Here is a 19,705-nt window from a genome sequence, read left to right as displayed (position 1 = left end):
CGGGCTAAGCGAGGCATTGCACCGTGGACCTACTCAAGCTGCACTATTTCGTTCAAGTGGTGGAGGCCGGTGGCTTCAGTCGCGCCGCCGCGCAGATTGGACTGGCCCAGCCCAGTCTGAGCCGCCACCTGGCGCAGCTCGAATCCGACCTCGGCCAGCGCCTGCTGCAGCGAACCGGGCGTGGCGTCGCTCCCACGGAGGCAGGTCTGGCACTGCTAGCACATGCCAAGGCACTGCTGGAGCAGGCGGAGGTCGCGCGCAACGAACTACGCTCGATGCAGATCAGCCCGCGCGGCAGGGTGCTAGTCGGCCTGCCTCCGCGCCTGGCCCCTCTGCTGGCGGCCCCACTGGTCGAGGGATTCCGCGAGCGCTTCCCGCGCGCGCTGATCACCATCGCCGAAGGCATGAGCCACTCGCTGCAGGAGGGGCTGATCGCCGGGCGCTTGGACGTCGCCGTGCTGTTCGACCCCCATCACTCCGCACGCCTTGATCTAGAACTGTTGCTGCGCGAGCCCCTGCTGCTCATCGGCCCGCCACAGGCGCCCGAGCTGCCCGCGAAGCTTGCGCTGCGCGAACTCAGCGACTATCCCCTGGTGCTGCCCAGCGCCCCCAATGCGATCCGTAACCTAGTCGAGGCCAAGGTGCGGCCACTGGGGATCGAGCTGAAAGTGGTCGCCGAGGTCGGAGCGGTGCAAACAGCTCTGGCGCTCGTGGCGCGCGGGCTCGGCTACTCGGTGCTGCCCCAGAGCTCAGTGCGCGCCGCCGACGGACAGCACGTCGGCTTGCGCAGCGCGCGCATTTCCCACCCGGAGATCCGCAACCGGTTGGTGTTGGCGGTTCCCCATGCGCGCCCGGCCACGCGCCTTGTGCGAGAGACCATCGAGCTGATTCGCGGGATCGATCTACGCCACTTGCTCGCGGGCGGGTGAGCGCGACGTGCCAGCTGAAGCACATCGAGCGCATGGCGCCAAGGCTTGAGTTTGCGTTGCGCCCCGCGAATATCATGCTGCATGGCGACGATAAGGGCGTCCCGCCGATGATGCAGCGAATTGGCTTCCGCGTCGACGTCTGTACCTCACTTCGAGAACCAAGTGACACCGCTATGCGCAAGGGGCATGAGATGCGCCCGGCCAGCGCGGAACGAAGCCGCTCAGAGGCGGACCGCCTCAGTGACGCCTGACCATCCCATTGCCGTCGTTGCCACACGCGGCGGCCAGTGCTCGCTTTGGCCGACGACCAGTCTCCTGAGGTCCGACCGGTCAAACCGCCAGAAGATTGAGGCCCCGTGATCGACTTACCTCGAAGCCCACTGTTGCCAGCCGGCGCCCAATGGTCTTGGTCCACGCCGTCTTGCCGGGGTAGCGAATGTCGTGGCGCAGCAGGCATCCTTGCAACTGAAGCCGCGCCCGCGTGCGGGCCGTGACCGCACCTGAGGGTGCGGCACCAGGAGAAGGTGGGCGTTGCTGGTCAATGGGATGTCGGGAGTCGCATCGATAGGCGACGGTTCGCCCAACTTGACTGTCAGCATCCGCGCGAGGAGAAAGTCCCTGAAGTCTCTTAGTGCCGGTTGTTGCGCGATCGCCCTGCCGAACACCGTCACGTTGGACAGTAGAACCATGGCCAGGGCGTCTAAGTCGCGACACCTGTCGAAATGAAATCGGCCCTGCATGTGCAGGGCCGATTGAAGGTTGGGGCGCAGAGCCGCAGGGCGTAAGAACTTTTAAGTTCTCTCGCGTCAGCGGGTCATTGCCCCTTAGACTGTTGGCATCGAAAGCCTTGGTCGCAATAGTACGACATCGTGCTCACTTCTGTCAATCCGCAAGACGCCTTGGCCCTGGGCCGGCTACTCGAATTTCTCTCGCCCAACCCACCGCCTTGGAATCGATCGCTCTGGAGCATCGGCTTGGTCCTCGGACTGCATGAACTACACGAGGCGTGTGCAGTGTTGCGTGAAGGAACGCTCAGTGATGGGGCAGTCCGCAAAATCTGCAGCGCCCTTCAATGAAAAGCTGGCTTGGACCCTGCGCTTAGCACGGCAGAGAAGGGGCACCTTCGCCAACAGATCACGAACGTTCCCAAGGCAGACGGACCGGCGCACTACGCCGTGGCCCAGGTCGCCGAGCTGTTGGAGGCGAGCTACATGCAACGGTGGGCCAGGGTCGTGACGACGCCGAACTTTACGGTCGAGCGCTTCGGACGCAGCATCGCCTCGCATATGCTTGATGCTGGCTTCTCATCCGAGCATCTTCATGGCCTCATCCGGCGCCACAATACGTCGGCGCATGGTGTGATGCTCGCCGACATTTGCGAGGATCTGCATGCTGAGCTGACGCGCAGTCCTCCACGCTCCTTCGAAGTGCTGCTGGCGTTCCGACGCAAGCCAACGCTCGCGCATGGCATTCCGGGAGATTGGCTTCAGGGCCGCGCCGTGACCGGCTGGCTCACTGCGCATGGGTTCGACACCTCAGATGTCAGGGCGTCTGTCGGCATCCTTCTCTCCGTCGAAGCTAGAGACGGAACCGGTGCAGCGCAGGCGGCACGCGAGATTTCCGACCGATTCGCGGCTCGCGCGCGCATCGCGCTCGGCAAGCCACTTGAACGGCTGCCCTGGCTATGGGTCGCCGGCGACCCACAACGCGTGAGGCACGCTAGCGAATCTCGGGGCGTCAGGGTCAAGGAGCTGGATCGCGAGGGGCGCATATTCTCCGTGACCCCGAGCGATAGTTTGGATGCTGCGATCGAACTGTTGGCGCATCTTGATGAGAGTTCTCCGCCCGCGGCAATCGCCGGCGGGTGGGGTGCGATCGAAGGCCTATTGGCAGATCCCGGCGACCGCGCAACGGCTGCTGACAACCTGGCGGTTCTCGTCGCATGTTCATTCCCGCGCGCAGAACTGACCGCTCTGTCCTATCGGGCAGCGGAAGCAGACGCCGCGGTGGCCGCACAGCTTGCCGGTCTAGCCTCTAATCGCGAACGTTCACGTGCTACAGCACAGTTGATCCTGCAAAACCAATTCCCCACCATGCAGGCATGGGCCGATAAGGCCGCAGTGGCACGCGTACGAAAGCTTTTGCAGGATCCGTCGTCGGAGCTCACGACGATCAAGGAAGCGATCGCCGAGGCGTTCCATCGCCTCTATCGTCAGCGCAATCTCATTCTCCATGGTGGACGGCTTAATAGCGTGGCGCTGAAAGCGAGTCTGCGAACCGTAGCGCGGCTCGCTGGCGCCGGCATAGACCGCATTACACACGGGCGCTATGTGCAGGCCGCACGACCGCTTGAGCTGGTCGCTCGAGCCGACCTGTCGATCGCACTGATCAACAGGCAGACCGCCGTTTCTTGTGTTGATCTCCTTGAGCCTGTCTGATCCACCAGATCCAGCCTTTGCCCGTGCTCCTCGCCTCAATCGGCATGAGGTCCCCCCACCGACGCGTGTGCTCCGCTGTGATCGTCCTCCAGATGGCTGTGTCCGCGCACAAGCGAGAACTTTAAGGCACGCGATTACGTCGACGTGTGGCGCCTCAGGGCCCAGAGCGCCAGTTCGCAGGCGCTGGAAGCCTACGCTCAGGCCCCGGTTGTTGCCGATGACCGCTGGCCCATACATAGCGATCGTCACAGTTGATCATGCCCAAGGGCTGTTCCGGCCGAGGTGACGACGTTGGCCCAAAGGCTGACGATTGGGCAAACGGGCATTGCACCGCCTGACGGGCGGCGCCCGGAATACTGCACCCGACGGTCGCCGGCATCGTCGGCGCGCTGAGCGGATGTCTACAGCGCGAGCTCGCTGCCGGTGCCAGCCATGCGGTCGCTGATGACCGGTGTGACGTCTGCGCATTTCAGCGATCGTGGACGCCTGTTTCAGTCTGATCGTGGACGGCGTTTCAGCGCGATCGAGGACGCGCCGGGGGTGCGCGCAAGCGATGGGTTCAATATTAGTCAGTCGTCCACGATCAGCCTGAAACGGCTGTCGCGAAGCGTTTCGTGATGGGGTTCTGCGCAGCCTTATCCACGGCGGCGGACGGCGCTTGCGACGGACCGGCCGCCGCCGTGGGTAAGGCGTGTTCGGCGACGTGCACGGTGGCGGTCTCGGTCTTCATTGGTCTTTGTCCTTCTCGCGCAGCGATGGGCCTTTGAGCTCGATCTTGTGGCTGCTGTGCACAATGCGATCGAGGATGGCGTCGGCCAGCGTGGGGTCGTCGAGGTAGGTATGCCAGGCCTTCACCGGAAGCTGGCTGGTGATCAGCGTGGAGCGGCTGCCGACGCGGTCGTCGAGCAGCTCCAGCAGGTCGTTGCGCTCGGCCGCACCCATAGGCGCGATCGCGAAATCGTCAATCAGCAGCAAATCAAGCTTGGCCAGCTGCGTCATGCGCCGGGCATAGCTGCCGTCGCCGTGGGCGACCTGCAGCTCGTCGAACAGGCGCCCGGCACGCGTGTACAGCACGCTGAAGCCCGAGCGCGCGGCCTGATGCGCCAGGGCGCAACCCAACCACGTCTTGCCGCAACCGGTGGCGCCCGTGATGAGCAAATTCTGCGCGTGGCGCAGCCAGTCGCCGCCGGCCAGGTTGGCGACGAGGTGGCGGTCCAGGCCGCGGCTGACGCGCCAGTTGATGTCCTCCACGCAGGCCGCGGAGACCTTGAGCTTGGCGGCTTTGAGCAGGCGCTGCAAGCGGCGGTCGTCGCGCCAGACGATCTCGCTTTGCACGAGCAGCGTGAGCCGCTCGTCGAAGCCCAGCGCGGCGGCCGCCGTGCTGCTGGCCTGGTCGGTCAGGGCGTGGACCATGCCGTCCAGGCGCAGCTCGCGCAGTTGGTTGAGCGTGTGTTCCTTGATCATCGGTCATCTCCTTCAGTGGAAGTAATCAGGGCCGCGCACGTTGTCGTGCTCGGGCAAGGCGGTGGACGCCGCCGTGGGGGTCGAGGGACGTTGGCGGTCCAGTCCGCTCTTGAGGATCGAGGCCACGCTGGCGTAGGTCGGCGAGCGGATCGCCAGAGCCCTGGCGCAGGCGGCTTCCAGGCGAGCCGGCGTGTACTCGCGTGCCAGGCGCTTGAGGCCCAGGCAGGCGCGGTAGCCCTGCTCGGGATGCGGGCGGTGCTCGAGCTGCCAGGTCACGAGGCCGGCGGCGGCCACGCCGACGCTGCGGCCCCACTGGATGAGCTTGGCCGGGGTCCATTCCAGGTGCGCGCGGTGCGACGCCGGCATGTGCTCGGGCAAGGTCGTGTGTTTGCCGCGCCGGGCGTCCAGGGCGTGACAGGCCGCGCGCTGGTTGGCGTGGAAGACCTCCAGCAGCCCGGCGCCCGCGCGCATCTCCACCGTGCTGCCGACCAGTCGGTGCGGCACGCTGTAGTAATGGCCCTCGAACTCGACGTGGTAGTCGACATGGACCTTGGCCTGCTTCCAGCTTCCGAGCGCATAGCGCGTGGCTGGCAGCGGCGACAGCGCCGGGGCGTCGAGGGCCAGGAAGGCGTCGCGGCGGCAGCCGGGCAGCTTCTGGAACGGGCGCAGGTTCAGATCGGCAATGAGCGCGGCGATCGCCGCGTTGAGCTCGACCAGGCTGAAGAAGCGGCGGTTGCGCAGCCGAGCCAGAATCCACCTCTCGACCAGGAGCACGGCGCCTTCGACCTTGGGTTTATCTCTCGGATGCGCCGGGCGTGCGGCCAGCAGCGCGCAGCCGTAATGGTTGGCGAACTCCTCGTAGGTGCGGTTGGGCAGCGGGTCGTAGTGGTCGGGGTGTTTGATCAGGGCGCGCGCCTGGTCGGGCACGATCAGCCGCGGCACGCCGCCGAAGAACTCCGGCGCCTGCACCTGCGCGCCGATCCAGTCGGCAGTGGTCTGGCGCGGCGTGGCGAAGGCGTAGGTATAGGTCGACGCCCCCAGCGTGGCCACGAAGATCTGCGCAGCGCTGATCTCGCCGGTGGTCGGGTCGGTGATCGGCACCGTCTGCCCGGCGTAGTCGACGAACAGCTTCTCGCCGGCCACATGCACCTGGCGCATCGAGCGCTTGAGGGTCTGTGCCCACTCGCGGTACTTGATGCAAAAGCTGGTGTACTTGTACGCCAGCGCGTTGCCCTGGGCGTACTCCTCCCACAGCAGCATCAGCGTCACGCCGGGCCGCTTGAGCTCCTGGTGGATGACGGCGAAATCGGGCGCGAGCTGATAGCTGGCGCGCGGCACCGGCGGGCGGTACAGCCGCGACTCCAACTCGGCGTCGGTCAGGGCCTGGGTCACCGCCCAGTCCACCCCGGCCACCCGGGCCAGCAACACGTACTTGCCCACCACGCTCTTGGAAATCTTGAGCGCGCCGGCTACCTCGCTGTAGGTCAGCCCAGCCTGCAGATGCAGGCGCAACGTCTCTCGGATCTGGCGCATCGTGACTCTTGTTGTGGGCATCGGCGTCGCTCGAAAAAAGCGACCAGCCTAGGCCCGGCCAAGGAATCACTTGCGCGCCTCCCGGTGTCCACGATGACGCTGAAACAGCGTCCACGATCAGCCTGAAACGCCGTCCACGATCACGCTGAAAGCCCGTCCACGATCAGCCTGAAATGCCGTCCACGATGGGCTGAAATACGCATTCTCGTCGTAGCCGGCGCCGCAGCGCCCCTCCACGTCGATCTCCATGAGGCGCTGGGCCATGAACTGCACCATCTGGCGCAGCACGTCGACATCGGCCCCCTTCTCAGCGAGCTCGGTCAATGCGATAGTGGCGTTGGTCATCGTGGTTTCCTTCAGACAAGGATTGGTGGGTCGCACCTCAACCTTATCCGGACTTCACGATGGCCACCCCCATCTCCAGGGACGACCGGCGCGCGGCGAGCTGCTCCGGGCTACGCCCTTCGCAGCTCGCCGCGCCAAAGACTTACACCACTCGGTGGGACATTACCCCGACCTACGCCTTCAGAGCTTGCTCGACCTGTACGAGGCTGCGGTAGCCTAACGTCGAATCGCAGCGAAACTGCCCGGCGTCAGCCGCCGAGTAGAACTCCAATAGCCGCGGACATCTTCGACACTTTGTTGGCCCGCCAACCCCAACGATTGCAGACCACGCGCGCCTGAAGTCGCGGCAGGTGGTGGCCGACCAAGGCATGATGCGGCAGCTGGATGGCGAGACTTCCGGTCTCGCGGGCACGCCGAATGCCTCGTTCCGACTCGCTCGCTTTCCCCTGAGCTCTACTACGAAAAACCTCAATGCCGACGCTGACGTTCGACACTCTGTTGTCCAGTACCCCGCGACCGCCGCCCACATCGCCCCGCGAATTTTCAAACTCTGCCAGGCCTGTAGCTCTGGCGGAGAGGCGCCAGCCCCTCTGAAGCGGTTTCTACACTTTGTTGTGCGACGCCTCCGGGAAGGTGTCGGATAACAAAGTGTCAAACGCCTCTTCTTTTTCCGCCTGCGGGGAGGGAACAGAGTGTTGAAGCGCGTTGTTCGATAGGGAGATTTTGCCTGTCCGGTGCTGAGGATGCCGGGTCGCGCCCTTGACGCCGCATTCGAGACCGTCGGGTCTGCTTGGCGCCGGCCCGCGCATCGAGCGAGCCCAGCGCCATTGGCCAAGGGAATGGACTCACGGTATGCGTGTTCTGTGCGTAATATGTGCTCATTGAGATCCACCAAGGGGCTCCCGATGCCAGCGCTTTCGGCTGATGTGCTCGAGTCCATGCGCGAGCCGGGCACCTCCCGGCTGTCCCCCTCCAGGCTCGCCGAGCTGCTCGAGATGCGGCAGCAGGAGCTGGCGGCCCTTGCAGGCGTGCATCGGAACACCTTGCGAATGCACTCGGAGTCGCCTCGCCTGCAGGCCACGCTGCGCGACCTCGTAAGGCTGTTGTCGGCCGCGGCGGCCATTCAAACCGATCGGCAGCGACTCGCCTTTTTCATCAAGAACGAACCCGTTGCTGCGTTCCGCCACAAGACCCTGCTGCAAGTCGTCCAAGAAGGCCGGACAGACGACGCGATCGCCTATCTCGAATCCGTCGCCTCCGGCTTCGCGGGATGACAGCCCGTCAGGCTCGCTCGCTTGGGCGGCTGCGTATTTCAGCCCATCGTGGACGGCATTTCAGCGTGATCGTGGACGATCGGGGGGCGGCAAGTGATTCCCTGAGCCGGCATAGGCTGCTCGCTTTTTGCGAGCGACGCCGATGCCCACAACAAGAATCACGATGCGCCAGATCCGCGAGACATTGCGCCTGCATCTGCAGGCTGGCTTGACCTACAGCGAGGTAGGACGACGCCGTTCCAAAAATGGAACATAAGCAGCCCTGCGCCCTCAATTACTCGCGGCGGGCACGATACGCCCGTGCCCACTACTCGCCTGCTGCCAGCCATGCCCAAGCCCCCGTCCGACGCAACCGAAGCACTGTTCTCCCGACTGATGAGGGGCACCCGCTTACGTAACCTGCAAGTCGTGGCCCTCGCCGCAGAGCTGGGCAGTCTGCAAAAGGTCGCGCAGGCGCTGCGCATATCCCAGCCGGCAGCAACCAAGGCCATCGCCGACTTCGAGGCGCAACTGGGCATTCCGCTGTTCGAGCGCCACGCCCGCGGCATGCGGGTGGCACCTGCAGGCCGAGAACTCCTCCCGCTCCTCAGGCGCCTGATCGATGACACTCGCCGATGCGCTGAGCGTGCCGTGCAACAACGCCTTGGAGCCAGTGCCAGCCTGCGCTTGGCCTCGGTCGCCGCCGGGGTTTCCGGCGTCCTGGCGGCCGGCCTGGGGGAGTTCGCCCGACGGCACGCGGACATTTGCGTCGACGTGCTCGATGTGGACATTTTCTCCCTGTCCGCACTGATCGCCGAGGATGGCGCCGACCTGTTCGTATGTCGCCATCCCGGGGAGGTGCCTCAGGGCTATGTCTTCGAAGCCCTGGTCGACGATGCCCATGTGCTGGTGGTGCCCATAACACACGCGCTTGCCCGCATGAACAGTCTGACCCTTGATGACCTCGCACGATTCGAATGGCTGCTGCCTCCCAGCGGCATCCCGGCGCGACAGATCTTCGAGGAACTATGGGCCGCCTCTGGTGCCGCCGCGCCGAATGTGTGCAAGGTGAGCACGCGTTCGCCGCTGCTGATCGCCGAATTGGTCAATCAACTCGAACTGATCGCGTTGGTTCCATTCACCATCGCGCGCCCCTCGCTTGAGGCTGGCACGCTGACCGAGCTGCGCTTCCCGGGCCTACGTGGGCTTGGACCAATGGGTCTGTTGTGGAGGGGGCCCGAGGCCAGCGAGGCGGCACAGCACCTGGTCGCCACCTTGCGGCGCACTGCGGGCAAGATGGCGCAACATCCAAGCCAAGCCACTTGAAGGCCGCCCCCCCAAAAACTTGCTGCGCCAGGCCGAGACGAGCTCGGCCTCAAGCGGACTGATCGTGCCCCGGCGCTTCGGCCTGTTCCAGCCCCAGATTTGCAAGGACACGATCAACCGTTCGCGCGGTCTCACCTTGATCGGCGGTCACCGTGGCCCGAATATCTTCGCCCAGCAAGGGACCCAGATGCGGGTCCTGTGCGACCGCATCGAACAGATCCTGTCCGCGCTCGGCCGCCTCCACGGCCAAGGCGTGCAGCCGGCTATGTGCGGTACGCCGACCGATAAGCGGAGCTAGGCGCTGCGTGAGCGCCTCGGCAAAAACCATGCCGTGAGTGCGGCCGATGTTGCGCAACATGTTTTGGGGAAAGATCTGCAGCCGTCCGAGCAGCGCGCACATGCACGAGAGGAGTTGTCCGAAATCGATGCACATGCGAGTTAGCGTGCCATCGTGATGGGCGGAGTCGCGTTCGTGCACGACCAGCATCCAGTCAAGTATCACGTCAAGCATGGCCCCTACTTCACGCGAGCGAGACAACACCTCGATGCTCAGGGTCGGGTTGCTCTTGTGCGGCATCGTGGACGACCCGACGGCCGAGCTGGACTCGCCGAGTTCGCGGATGTCATCGCCCTGCAGCAGGAAGACTTCCTGTGCGATGCGCCCGTAGCTCTTCGCCGCAATAGCGAGAATCGACGCGAATTCGGCATAGCGGTCGAAGCTTCCCTTGGGGTCGATCACCTCCGGAGATCCGAGCCCAAGCTCGCGCAGCACCTCCACCTCGACCCGCGGCCCGTGACTTCCGAGAATCGAGTAGGTGCCGACGGCGCCGCTGAACACGCCGCAGCTGGCCCCGACGCGCCAAGCGCGCAAGCGGTCCAGGTTGCGCCGATTCTCGGCCAACCACACAGCCACCTTGAAGCCGAAGGTGATAGGCAACGCATGGCGCCCGAGCGTGCGTCCGATCATTGGCGTAGCCCGATGCCTGATCGCCAGGGCGGCGAGCATGGACTCGACGCTTCGCATGGCGGGCTCCAGCGCATCGACGACATCGTGCAACTGCATACCTTGCACCGTACGCAGTACATCGGCAGTCGTTGCTCCAAAGTGGATCCACTCCGCGGCCGCTGGCGATAGGCACTCGGCCCACGCGTCGAGAATCGCCACCATGGGATGACCAGCATCCAGCAGCCTGCGCTGCACGGCCTCGGCGGGCACCATGTGCTCGTGCGCGCGGATCTGGATTTCCTCGGCTGCCTCCCGGGGAATGAGCCCGTTCCGTGCCTGTGCCGCGGCGATCACCGCTTCGAATTGCAGCACCCGTGCCACGGTGGCGCGCTCGGAGAAAATGTGCTCGATCTTCGCGCGCACGCCACAGGGATCCAGGGTATCTCGATGCTCGAACATTCGAAAATCAGACCTGGGCGACATTCAACGCCGGCGCTCTGGTGCGCCGGGGCCGGCATCGCGGTGCTCGGGCAGCGCGCCGCGCGTCTCCGGGAGGAACAGTGCAGCTATTGCCGCGATGAGACTGATGCCCGCCACGTACCAAGCCGGTGCCGTGGCTTGGTGCGTCGCATGCAGGAGCCAGGTTGCCACGAACTGGGCCGTACCGCCGAACAACGCGACGCCCAAGGCGTAGATCATCCCCGTGCCACGCGAGCGCGTGCGCGGAGGGAAGAGCTCTGGAATCGCAATGAGGGATGCGCCGCCGGAGAGCGCGTTGATGATGGCGATGCCGGCCGACACCGAGAACAGCGTCAGAGCGTTCGGTGCACGGACGAGCCACTCGAAGGCAGGGACCAAAAGCACGACGGATAGCAGTCTCGGCCAGACCATAAGCGCTCGCCGTCCGTAGCGATCGCACATTGCGCCGGCCAGCATGGCGAAGACGAAAAGCACGACGCCAACCACGAGCGTGGCGGCCAGAGCAACCTGAACGGGCATCTTGAGCGTGTGCAACGCGTAGGTTGTCATGTAGAGCCCCAGGTAGGCCGTGACGGCGCCGCCGGCAATGACCACCGTAGCCGCGGCGAAGATGCCCGCGCCGACCCCCAGCCCGGAGGACTCGCTTGCGGTACCGCGAGGCGGATGCGCAACGGCAGTCTCAGGCATCGCACGGCGCAACAGCGCCATCAATGGAACCAGCAGCGCGCTGAGCACGAAAGGAATGCGCCATCCCCAAGCATGCAATTCCTGGGGGCTCAGTATTTCGCTGATCACTAACCCCGCGCCCCCAGCCAGCGCGATACCTAGGCCCTGGCTCGCCAGTTGCCATCCTTGATACAGACCGCGCCGGTGGGGCGGGGCGATTTCGATCAGGAATGCGCTGGAAGGCCCCATTTCACCGCCAAGGGCCAGCCCTTGCAGCAATCGGCAGGCCACCACCACGATGGGAGCGAGTAGTCCGATGCTGGCATAAGAGGGAGTCAGCGCAATGCCCAGCGAACCCAGTGCGATGAGGCCCAACGTCCATAGGAGTGCGCTACGGCGACCAACCACATCGCCAATGATGCCGAACAGCGCGCCACCGATCGGCCGCGTGAGGAATCCCACGCCGAATACAGCCAGGGACACGAGGAGGCTGTTCAGCGCGCTGTCCGCGGGGAAATAGGCCTTGCCGATGAAGATTGCGAAAATCGCGTAGGCGAGGAAGTCGAAGTACTCGATTGCGTTGCCGGCAGCCACCGCGGCCACGATGGCAGGCGTAACGCGCACTGCTTCTCCCCTGCCGTCCGTGGCATGGATGCGCCGTCGCGGATCAGCCGTCGTCTCGAGCATGTCCTGTCTCCTTGCTGGTTTTGAGAACAAGGTAGCAAGGGCATGTTCGTCGCGTCCAATACGAAAATCATCGAAGCCATCGCATTCTCGAATACCTCGGCGACAGCTCGGCAAGACCTGTCTGCTCGTCGGATCGGCTTGAGTCGGACCTCGACCCAAACGACACCGCCACCCTGCTTCAGGGTGCATTGCATCTGGAGCTCAAAGGAAGTCTCCCGCCTCCCCCAAAAAAAGGTTCTTCACGGAATCGCGGGGACCCGGAACGAAGAGAGCGGTGCGCAATGAGGGAGGTTTCGGACAACAAAGTGTAGAAAGAGACAACAAAGTCTCGAAACCGCAGGGCCGGCGCCCGAGGGGCTGACGACAGAGTTTCGAGGGGCGTTGATCCGACTGAGCATTGTGCACGGGCCGCGGGTGCTTCGCGGCGGCGCTCCGGGTCTGTGTCCGGCCCTGGCTCAACTGGCGCGAGTCCCCTTCGGGTCCGCCCCTTCCCTCAATGCGTCTCGTTTCCTTCGACGGTCTCATCGGTACTGCGCGCGAACCCGACTCCCGACCTCAGATCGAACATCGACCCCGGCAGAGCGACGAACTTTCGCATAGCGAGATCGTCAGTGTTGTCCGCGCGGCTTGGCCTGCGGCAACCGCTGCTTTGAGATTGACCCAGCACTATCGTCATCTACACAGCGGTCCCGAACACGGCTCCCACACCCGCTGTCACCGCCATGGCAACCATCCCCCAGAACGCTACGCGCAGCGCACTTTTAAAAGGCGACGTGCCGCCCACGGCCGCGGCGGCAGCGCCAAGCAGGGCCAGGAAGACAATCGCCGTCGCTACGATCCAATAGAACAGGCCCTGCTCCGGCGCCAATAGAACCACAGCTAGCGGCATGGCCGCACCCACGGCGAAACTCCCAGCGGACGCCATTGCAGCTTGCAGCGGGCGAGCGCTCAACGCCTCAGAGATGCCCAGTTCATCGCGCGCGTGCGCGCCCAGCGCATCATGCGCCATCAGCTGCGTGGCGACCTGATCCGCGAGCCGATGATCCAGACCACGCCGGACGTAGATGGCCGTTAGTTCCCGATGCTCCGATTCCGGACTGTTTTTCAGTTCATCACGTTCCCGCGCCAAGTCCGCTTTCTCAGTATCGGCTTGTGAGTAGACCGACACGAACTCGCCGGCAGCCATGGACATAGCGCCGGCTACCAGCCCCGCGATGGCCGTGGTCATGATGCTGGCATGGCTTGCATGGGCCGCAGCCACGCCGGCAATCAGGCTGGCCGTGGAAATGATTCCGTCATTGGCACCCAGAACGGCGGCGCGCAGCCATCCGATATGTTCAGTGCGGTGACTTTCAGGGTGGGCTCGATGGTGAAATTTGGTCATTGGAGATTCGAATCCATGTGAAGCTTCCGGCACATCAGGGGCCATGACCGGGAAGCATGCGAACCAGTGTGTTGTCGCGCATGAGGTCGTGGTGCAAAGGCGCAGCCATCGCGTGCAATGCGATCAAAACATAGCCCAATGTCGGCCCGACTTGGGCAGTCGGCTGGTCGAGGTTGTCCCGCGCGGTTTCCAAGTTCACATCCGTCACGACCCGATGCACGCTCGACGCGGGCGCGAAGGTCAGGCTGCTGCTGCCCTGAGCTGTCCAGCCTGTGCTTCGAAAGCGGAGGATGGAATGAAGCCTTCCTGGAGCAGAGCGATCCGGAGTCGACCCCAACCCTGACGCACGGCACTTGAGACGCATAGACACACGCGCTTGATCCAAAAGGCGTTTCTTCGCTTTCGAGTGAGTCGCATCGTCGCTATCGAGCAGCGACGACGTGCGTCGAATGCGAGCCAGGCCCTCCGTCACTACACAGCCAAACTGCACAGTTTGGCTGTGTAGTTGCTACCATCTCATCATGACCAAGCAACGGAACCCGCCCGAGCCTCCCGAGTTGGCCGTCCTGGCCGGCGAGTTGCGCATTTCCCTGGGCAAACTGATCCGACGGCTGCGAGAGCAAGCGCACCCGGGGGATTTCACCTCCGCCCAGAAGTCGGTCCTGCTTCGTCTGGATCGCGACGGTCCCGTAACCGTCTCCGCCCTCGCCCGGGCAGAAAGCGTGCGTCCTCAATCCATGCGCGTGACGGTCGCCGGTCTGGAGGCGATGGGGGCCGTCCGCGGCGAGCCGGACCCGGCCGATGGCCGTCAGACGCTGATCCAGCTGACCCCCAGCTTCCGCAAACACCTCAAGGCGAGCCGGGCCGCCAAGGAGGACTGGCTGGTCCGCGCCCTCCAGGCCCAACTCTCCCCCCAGGAGCAAGGCCAGCTCATGGCCGCGGTCGCACTTTTTGAGCGGCTCGCCGAGTTCTGATCCATTCCCGGTCCATCCCAGGAGATTCCATGGCTGTCACCGCGCTCGATCCGAACACGGCCCTCATCATCGTGGACCTGCAAAGAGGCATCGTCGGTTCCTCCTTCATCCATCCCATCGACGGCATCGTGGATCGCTCGCGCGCGCTGCTCGACGCGTTTCGCGAACGCGGCCTGCCGGTGGTGCTGGTCAACGTTGCCGGGGCAGCGCCCGGCCGCACCGAGCGGCAGCGCCACGGCGAACCGTACCCGGCCGGGTGGACCGATTTCATCCCCGAGCTTGATCAGCAGTCTGGCGACATCGTCGTGACCAAGAGGACCTGGGGCGCGTTCACCGACACGGGCCTCGAGAGGAGGCTGAAGTCCCTGGGCGTGACCCAGGTCGTCGTGACCGGTGTGGCCACCGGAACCGGCGTCGAGTCGACCGCACGCCAGGCCTACGAACATGGCTTCCACGTCACATTAGCCCTCGACGCCATGACCGACGCGCGCGCCGAGGCCCACGACTACAGCGTCAGGAACGTCTTTCCGAGGCTGGGCGAGACCGGCACGGCACAGGACATCATCGATCTGCTGGCAACGAGGGGAGGCTGACCATGCAATGGCTTCATCTTGTGTCCTGGTTCTTCGGCGGGGCCTTTTGCACCAACGCCGTGCCCCACTTCGTCGCCGGCGTCATGGGCGCGCCGTTCCAGAGTCCGTTCGCGAAACCGCCGGGCGAGGGGTTGTCGTCATCGACCGTGAACGTGCTCTGGGGTTTCGCCAATCTTGTCGTCGGCTACGTGCTCGTCTGCCACGTCGGTGATTTCGATCTGAGAAGCGCGAGCGATGCCGCCTCCCTGGCGCTCGGCATCCTGGCCATCGGCTTGCTCTCCGCGCGGCTTTTCGGTCGCTTCCACGGCGGAAACGGGCAGAAGCATTCGTGAGTGCGGCTCGTCCCGCAGGGGTCTTCCGTTCGCTGAGAATCGGCAACTACCGCGTCTGGGCAGTCGGCGCGCTGGTTTCCAACGTGGGCACGTGGATGCAGCGCACGGCGCAGGACTGGCTGGTGCTGACCCAACTCACACATCACGACGCGGCGGCCGTGGGCGTGGTCATGGCGCTGCAGTTCGGGCCGCAGCTCCTGTTGCTGCCCTGGACGGGATTCGCCGCCGATCACTACGACCAGCGCAGGCTCCTGATGGCAACCCAGTCGGTGATGGGCATCCTGGCGCTGATGCTGGGTCTACTCACGGTTGCCGGCATCGTGCAGCTCTGGCACGTCTACGTGTTCGCCCTTCTGTCGGGCTGCGCTTCGGCCTTCGATGCCCCGGTACGTCAGACCTTCGTGTCCGAACTCGTCGGCGATGCGGATCTGCCGAACGCGGTCGCGCTCAACTCCACTTCGTTCAACGCGGCGCGGATGATCGGCCCGGCGGTGGCCGGCCTGGTCATCGCCTCGATCGGTACGGGCTGGGCGTTCGTGCTCAACGGCGCCAGCTTCGCAGCGGTGCTGGGCTCCCTGCTTCTGCTCCGGGTCGGCGCTCTGCGAGCGAACGCACGAGCGCACCGGACCAAGGGCAGCCTCACGGAGGGATGGCGCTACGCATGGTCCCGGCCCGACCTCAAGGCGATCCTCGTCATGCTCTTCCTGATCGGCACCTTCGGCCTGAATTTTCCGATTTTCATCTCCACCATGGCTGTCGGTGTCTTCCACACGGACGCACGTGGCTTCGGCCTCCTTTCGTCGATCATGGCCATCGGGACCATTTCCGGGGCGCTGCTTTCCGCCGGCCGTGATCGGCCACGGTTCATGTCCCTGTCGATCGGAGTGGCGATGTTCGGAATCGGCTGCACACTGGCCGCCATTGCTCCGGGCTACTGGTCGTTCGCGGGCGCGTTGGTGGTCATCGGTGCTGCTACCCTGATCTTCACCAACGCGACCAACAGCCTGATGCAGCTCACGAGCGAGCCGGCCATGCGGGGACGGGTGATGGCTCTGCGCGTGGCCGTCGCGCTCGGCGCCACGCCGATCGGAGCACCGCTGGTGGGTTGGGTGGCCAACCACCTGGGCCCGCGCTGGGCGCTCGGCGTCGGCGCGGCGTCAGGATTTGCCGCGGCCTTGGTCGCCGTGCACGCCATGGCGCAACATGCGCGCCGGCCACGCGTGGATCTATTCGAAGGGAACGACTTGCGGTGACCCCGCCCGATGTCCCGCCCTGCCGAGATGGAAGGCCGGAGCGTCTTCGGTCAGCTTCTCGCCCCTGTCGAGTCAGGCAGGCTGCCCGGGAGGCTGGACGGCGCCGATCTGGACGAACACATCGAGGGTGTTGAGCTCGTCCCAATGCTCGACGAAGCGACCATGTTCGACCCGCCAGATGTCGATGGAGCGCATGAGGAAGGGCCTGCCCGTGGCGGGGTAGCCGAGAAGGTTGCCCGCGTGGGTGCCTTCGTAACGATAGCGACCGACCACGCGGGAGCCGTCTGCCGAGACGAAGACATCCTCCGCGGTGACCTTGAGGTCGGGAACGCCCGCGATGATGGCTGCGAGTACCTTCTTGGAACCTTCCAGTCCTGGCTCGGCGAAGGCGTTGTGGTTCACGTAGTTGGCGGCCTTGATCTCGTCCAGGCGCGACACGTCGTGGCTGGACATGATCTCGGCGAAGAGGTGGCCGAGCTTCACGAGGGCGAAGGAAACAGCGCTGTTCATGGAGGTAGTCCTTGGGCGGTCTGGGTTCATCGGATCGGAGCACTGCCTGTCTCGAGATCGCATCATCGCAAGATCTTCTAGCAGCGCTAGTATCATAATCTAGCATCGCTAGATCAACAAGCGGCGATATCATTCCAACTCGTGTGAGCTTTCGAGGGAATCCGCAATGGGTGTTGCCGAACGCAAGAACAGGGAACGGGAAGCGCGCGAACGGCGCATTACCTCGGCGGCCCGGCAGATCGCGGAGGCCGAGGGATGGAGTGCCGTCACTGTTCGTCGCCTGGCCGACGAGATCGAGTACACCCAGCCCGTGCTCTATTCCCACTTCAAGAACAGGGACGCGATCGTCGGCGCCGTGGCGCTCGAAGGCTTTCGGGAAATCAAAAAGGTCCTTCAACACGCCGCGCAGGGACCGACCGATTCACGTCATGCACGCGAAGACGTTGCCATCGCATACCTCGACTTCGCTCGTGACCATCCAGCCCTTTACGAAGCCATGTTCACGATGTCGACCGACTTGCAGTTCGCTGAAGCCGACACCCCATCGGAACTGAGAGAGGCTTTCCAGGTCCTCGCCGCTGTCGTGCCGCCGTCGTGCCGCGATGTCGACGTGGCGACCGAGACGTTCTGGGCGGCCCTTCATGGGCTGGCACAGCTCGAGAGCTCGGGACGGATCAAGCACGGCACCCGGCTCGCGCGGGTAGCATTGCTGGTCCATGGCCTGTTCGAATGAACCCTTCACGGCCCTGCTCATCGCGACGGATACGCCGGCAAGCTGGCCACCGGCAGGCCGCGCGCCCAAGCAAGGGCCCAGCGCCCGCGGCTGCCGGGCCCTCGCTTCGAGGCGTCACCGAAGTTACAGGAACATTCCCCCCGAAGCCTCCACGCGCTGTCCGTTCACCCAACGAATGTTGGGGTCGAACCGAATTTCACTATGCCGAGCCCGTCGACGGCGGCTTCGACCATGAGATCGTTGTCGTCCAGCGTCAGGACTCCTGGAGGATCGACGGCGATCTCCTCCCCGTGCCTGGCGAACTCCCAGCGATAGGGCTCCCCGCTCGGCAGGCGCTGCCGGATGCATCGGGTCGGAGGGCGGTCAGGTCGCGTACCCCAGCTTCAGCCTTTATCACGCAACCAAATGGGGCATCGAGGGCTTCATCGAGGCCGTTGCCCAGGAGGTCGCCCCCTTCGGGATCGACTTCATGATCGCAGAACCCGGTCCGACCGCAACCCGTTTCGGCGCCAACGTGGTTTCCCCCCCGCCCATGGAGGTCTATGAACACACGCCCGTCGGAGTCATCCGGCGCGAGCTTACCGGCGGAAGCTTCGCGATAAGGGGTGAAGCCGGGCGCACGGTCGAAGCGATGATCGCCGCCGCCGACCTTCAGGAAGCGCCATTCCGCCTTCCATTGGGGAGCACTGCTTTCGACCACGTGACTGCAGATCTTTCGAAACGTCCAGCCTTGCTCGAGGCGATCCGTGAATCGGCGCTCTCCGCCGACTGAGCTGGGGAGCCGCGGCAGGGTGTCGGTGCACCGCGCGAGCCGAACACGTCGACGGCACGCTCCAGCATTTGCCGGCGCCGCTCGCTGACCCGCGTGGGGTGACTTTGAACTGCTGGGCGACCTCGGCCATCGTCTTGTCGTCCTTCATCGCCGCCAAGGCCACTTTGGCCTTCAACCCCGGTGAGTGGTTGCGGCGCGTCCTCTTGCTCATGTCTGCAACCTGCCCTTGCTCGGTGAGCGGGACCGCGACATCGTGCAGCGTTGCGATCTCGACGGGCTGACCGTGCGGGCCTACGCCGAATCCGCCGGACTGAGCCTGCCGGCGGCCAAGGCGCGCCTGCTGCGCGCGCGCAAGCGCCTGCGCGACACCCTGGTCCAGCGCTGCGGCGTGCGCTTCGACCACCACGGCAGCGCGCGCTGCCACGCCGGGGCGGACGGCGCCTGACCGAAGCCCGCGGAGCGGCCCTGGCCTGCTCCTCGGCCGGGGCTTGATCGGGGGCCTCGAAGGAGGCTGCATCCTTTTCGGCCCTTGTTCGTCTTCAAGGACAGAGAGTTCCTGTCCCGAGGCCACGATGAACACCCCCGCTTCCCTCGCACCCGATCCTGCGCCCGTCCCTGTCGCCGCATCGCCCGTACGCGGCTCCTCGATCCCCGTCTGGCGTGCCTGGCTGCCGGCGCTGCTGTATGTCGGCGCCTGGTTCCCGCTGTACTGGGCGCTGGAGCCTGCCACCGCCGCCTTCACGCACTGGGTCGCGGGAGTGGCCCGGATCGCACCGACCAGTCACCTGTACTCCGCGCTGGCCTTCCTGGTGTTCGAGGTGCCCAAGGTGCTCATGCTGCTGGCCCTGATCGTGTTCGCGGTCGGCGTGCTGCAGAGCTTTTTCACGCCTGAGAAGACCCGCGCGTTGCTGGCCGGCAGGCGCCAGGGCGCCGGCAACGTGCTGGCGGCGGCGCTGGGCATCGTCACGCCCTTCTGCTCCTGCTCGGCGGTGCCGCTGTTCATCGGCTTTCTCACCGCCGGCGTACCGCTGGGCGTGACCTTCTCCTTCCTGGTGTCGGCGCCCATGGTCAACGAGGTCGCGCTGGC

The 19,705-nt window shown here is 65.0% G+C and carries 19 protein-coding genes and 2 pseudogenes; 13 read left to right on the top strand and 8 right to left on the bottom strand.

Annotation, left to right across the window (positions count from 1 at the left end; all coding sequences use genetic code 11):
- The first annotated feature begins 23 nt into the window (after nucleotides 1-23).
- Nucleotides 24-929, top strand: a complete 906-nt coding sequence (locus D466_RS0116670; protein WP_018914848.1) for a LysR family transcriptional regulator — start codon at nucleotides 24-26, stop codon at nucleotides 927-929.
- Nucleotides 930-2,104: 1,175 nt separating this feature from the next.
- Entirely contained in the window at nucleotides 2,105-3,367 is a 1,263-nt protein-coding gene (locus D466_RS23515) for an integrase (RefSeq protein ID WP_196803506.1), read from the top strand.
- Nucleotides 3,368-3,950: 583 nt separating this feature from the next.
- Here D466_RS23515 and D466_RS24530 read toward each other — a convergent pair.
- The 4 genes and pseudogenes from D466_RS24530 to D466_RS24140 form a co-directional block, all read right to left on the bottom strand.
- Nucleotides 3,951-4,097: a hypothetical protein gene (locus D466_RS24530; protein WP_196803505.1), complete on the bottom strand. Its 147-nt coding sequence runs from the start codon at nucleotides 4,095-4,097 to the stop codon at nucleotides 3,951-3,953.
- On the bottom strand, nucleotides 4,094-4,831 hold the full coding sequence (gene istB, locus D466_RS0116655) for an IS21-like element helper ATPase IstB (protein WP_018914846.1): 738 nt from the start codon (nucleotides 4,829-4,831) through the stop codon (nucleotides 4,094-4,096). The genes D466_RS24530 and istB overlap by 4 nt, the downstream gene beginning before the upstream one ends.
- A gap of 12 nt (nucleotides 4,832-4,843) precedes the next feature.
- On the bottom strand, nucleotides 4,844-6,385 hold the full coding sequence (gene istA, locus D466_RS0116650) for an IS21 family transposase (RefSeq protein WP_026285396.1): 1,542 nt from the start codon (nucleotides 6,383-6,385) through the stop codon (nucleotides 4,844-4,846).
- A gap of 183 nt (nucleotides 6,386-6,568) precedes the next feature.
- A pseudogene (locus D466_RS24140) lies at nucleotides 6,569-6,709 on the bottom strand (IS256 family transposase); the annotation flags it as partial.
- Nucleotides 6,710-7,614: 905 nt separating this feature from the next.
- Between D466_RS24140 and D466_RS0116640 the strand changes: the two are divergent.
- Nucleotides 7,615-7,983, top strand: coding sequence for a hypothetical protein (locus D466_RS0116640; RefSeq protein ID WP_018914843.1), 369 nt, complete (start codon nucleotides 7,615-7,617; stop codon nucleotides 7,981-7,983).
- Nucleotides 7,984-8,310: 327 nt separating this feature from the next.
- Nucleotides 8,311-9,288, top strand: a complete 978-nt coding sequence (locus tag D466_RS22120; protein ID WP_018914842.1) for a LysR family transcriptional regulator — start codon at nucleotides 8,311-8,313, stop codon at nucleotides 9,286-9,288.
- 49 nt (nucleotides 9,289-9,337) lie between these two features.
- Here the strand turns inward: D466_RS22120 and D466_RS0116630 are convergent, their stop codons facing one another.
- The 3 genes from D466_RS0116630 to D466_RS0116620 form a co-directional block, all read right to left on the bottom strand.
- The gene (locus tag D466_RS0116630) at nucleotides 9,338-10,693 is read right to left on the bottom strand and encodes a lyase family protein (protein WP_018914841.1); all 1,356 of its coding nucleotides are present in this window, start codon (nucleotides 10,691-10,693) and stop codon (nucleotides 9,338-9,340) included.
- 24 nt (nucleotides 10,694-10,717) lie between these two features.
- Nucleotides 10,718-12,067, bottom strand: coding sequence for an MFS transporter (locus tag D466_RS0116625; RefSeq protein WP_018914840.1), 1,350 nt, complete (start codon nucleotides 12,065-12,067; stop codon nucleotides 10,718-10,720).
- A 676-nt stretch (nucleotides 12,068-12,743) separates the two neighbouring features.
- Nucleotides 12,744-13,451: a VIT family protein gene (locus D466_RS0116620; RefSeq protein ID WP_026285394.1), complete on the bottom strand. Its 708-nt coding sequence runs from the start codon at nucleotides 13,449-13,451 to the stop codon at nucleotides 12,744-12,746.
- 521 nt (nucleotides 13,452-13,972) lie between these two features.
- Between D466_RS0116620 and D466_RS0116615 the strand changes: the two genes are divergently transcribed.
- The 4 genes from D466_RS0116615 to D466_RS0116600 are packed head-to-tail and all read left to right on the top strand — an operon-like array spanning nucleotide 13,973 to nucleotide 16,603.
- A complete protein-coding gene (locus D466_RS0116615; protein ID WP_026285393.1) occupies nucleotides 13,973-14,425 on the top strand; it encodes a MarR family winged helix-turn-helix transcriptional regulator in 453 nt (150 codons plus the stop codon).
- Between the two features lie 29 nt (nucleotides 14,426-14,454).
- Nucleotides 14,455-15,018, top strand: coding sequence for an isochorismatase family protein (locus tag D466_RS0116610; RefSeq protein WP_018914837.1), 564 nt, complete (start codon nucleotides 14,455-14,457; stop codon nucleotides 15,016-15,018).
- A 2-nt stretch (nucleotides 15,019-15,020) separates the two neighbouring features.
- Nucleotides 15,021-15,350: a hypothetical protein gene (locus D466_RS0116605; RefSeq protein WP_018914836.1), complete on the top strand. Its 330-nt coding sequence runs from the start codon at nucleotides 15,021-15,023 to the stop codon at nucleotides 15,348-15,350.
- Nucleotides 15,347-16,603, top strand: coding sequence for an MFS transporter (locus tag D466_RS0116600; protein WP_026285392.1), 1,257 nt, complete (start codon nucleotides 15,347-15,349; stop codon nucleotides 16,601-16,603). The genes D466_RS0116605 and D466_RS0116600 overlap by 4 nt, the downstream gene beginning before the upstream one ends.
- Nucleotides 16,604-16,675: 72 nt before the next feature.
- Here the strand turns inward: D466_RS0116600 and D466_RS0116595 are convergent, their stop codons facing one another.
- On the bottom strand, nucleotides 16,676-17,113 hold the full coding sequence (locus D466_RS0116595) for an ester cyclase (protein WP_018914834.1): 438 nt from the start codon (nucleotides 17,111-17,113) through the stop codon (nucleotides 16,676-16,678).
- Nucleotides 17,114-17,279: 166 nt separating this feature from the next.
- On the opposite strand from D466_RS0116595, the gene D466_RS0116590 reads away from it, so the two are divergent.
- From D466_RS0116590 to D466_RS0116575, 5 genes and pseudogenes are all read left to right on the top strand, one after another.
- The gene (locus D466_RS0116590; protein WP_018914833.1) at nucleotides 17,280-17,846 is read left to right on the top strand and encodes a TetR/AcrR family transcriptional regulator; all 567 of its coding nucleotides are present in this window, start codon (nucleotides 17,280-17,282) and stop codon (nucleotides 17,844-17,846) included.
- Between the two features lie 262 nt (nucleotides 17,847-18,108).
- Nucleotides 18,109-18,303 (top strand): annotated as a pseudogene (locus D466_RS25175) (SDR family NAD(P)-dependent oxidoreductase); the annotation flags it as partial.
- A gap of 12 nt (nucleotides 18,304-18,315) precedes the next feature.
- The gene (locus D466_RS24860; RefSeq protein ID WP_231385758.1) at nucleotides 18,316-18,618 is read left to right on the top strand and encodes a hypothetical protein; all 303 of its coding nucleotides are present in this window, start codon (nucleotides 18,316-18,318) and stop codon (nucleotides 18,616-18,618) included.
- A 226-nt stretch (nucleotides 18,619-18,844) separates the two neighbouring features.
- A complete protein-coding gene (locus D466_RS0116580; RefSeq protein WP_018914832.1) occupies nucleotides 18,845-19,063 on the top strand; it encodes a sigma factor-like helix-turn-helix DNA-binding protein in 219 nt (72 codons plus the stop codon).
- Nucleotides 19,064-19,190: 127 nt separating this feature from the next.
- Nucleotides 19,191-19,705, top strand: a 515-nt coding sequence (locus D466_RS0116575; protein WP_018914831.1) for a permease, incomplete at its 3' end; no start/stop codon positions are given.

Origin of the sequence: Thiomonas sp. FB-6 (genome assembly GCF_000377645.1) — a bacterium.
Classification (GTDB): domain Bacteria; phylum Pseudomonadota; class Gammaproteobacteria; order Burkholderiales; family Burkholderiaceae_C; genus Thiomonas_A.
This window is presented reverse-complemented; position numbering and strand designations above follow the sequence as displayed.

Coding starts and splice junctions, on each gene's coding strand:
- istA (WP_026285396.1), bottom strand. CDS start 6,385: ATGCCCACAACAAGAGTCACGATGCGCCAGATCCGAGAGACGTTGCGC.
- D466_RS0116620 (WP_026285394.1), bottom strand. CDS start 13,451: ATGACCAAATTTCACCATCGAGCCCACCCTGAAAGTCACCGCACTGAA.
- D466_RS22120 (WP_018914842.1), top strand. CDS start 8,311: ATGCCCAAGCCCCCGTCCGACGCAACCGAAGCACTGTTCTCCCGACTG.
- D466_RS24530 (WP_196803505.1), bottom strand. CDS start 4,097: ATGAAGACCGAGACCGCCACCGTGCACGTCGCCGAACACGCCTTACCC.
- D466_RS0116605 (WP_018914836.1), top strand. CDS start 15,021: ATGCAATGGCTTCATCTTGTGTCCTGGTTCTTCGGCGGGGCCTTTTGC.
- D466_RS0116640 (WP_018914843.1), top strand. CDS start 7,615: ATGCCAGCGCTTTCGGCTGATGTGCTCGAGTCCATGCGCGAGCCGGGC.
- D466_RS24860 (WP_231385758.1), top strand. CDS start 18,316: ATGATCGCAGAACCCGGTCCGACCGCAACCCGTTTCGGCGCCAACGTG.
- D466_RS0116630 (WP_018914841.1), bottom strand. CDS start 10,693: ATGTTCGAGCATCGAGATACCCTGGATCCCTGTGGCGTGCGCGCGAAG.
- istB (WP_018914846.1), bottom strand. CDS start 4,831: ATGATCAAGGAACACACGCTCAACCAACTGCGCGAGCTGCGCCTGGAC.
- D466_RS0116590 (WP_018914833.1), top strand. CDS start 17,280: ATGGGTGTTGCCGAACGCAAGAACAGGGAACGGGAAGCGCGCGAACGG.
- D466_RS0116610 (WP_018914837.1), top strand. CDS start 14,455: ATGGCTGTCACCGCGCTCGATCCGAACACGGCCCTCATCATCGTGGAC.
- D466_RS0116595 (WP_018914834.1), bottom strand. CDS start 17,113: ATGAACAGCGCTGTTTCCTTCGCCCTCGTGAAGCTCGGCCACCTCTTC.
- D466_RS0116625 (WP_018914840.1), bottom strand. CDS start 12,067: ATGCTCGAGACGACGGCTGATCCGCGACGGCGCATCCATGCCACGGAC.
- D466_RS0116615 (WP_026285393.1), top strand. CDS start 13,973: ATGACCAAGCAACGGAACCCGCCCGAGCCTCCCGAGTTGGCCGTCCTG.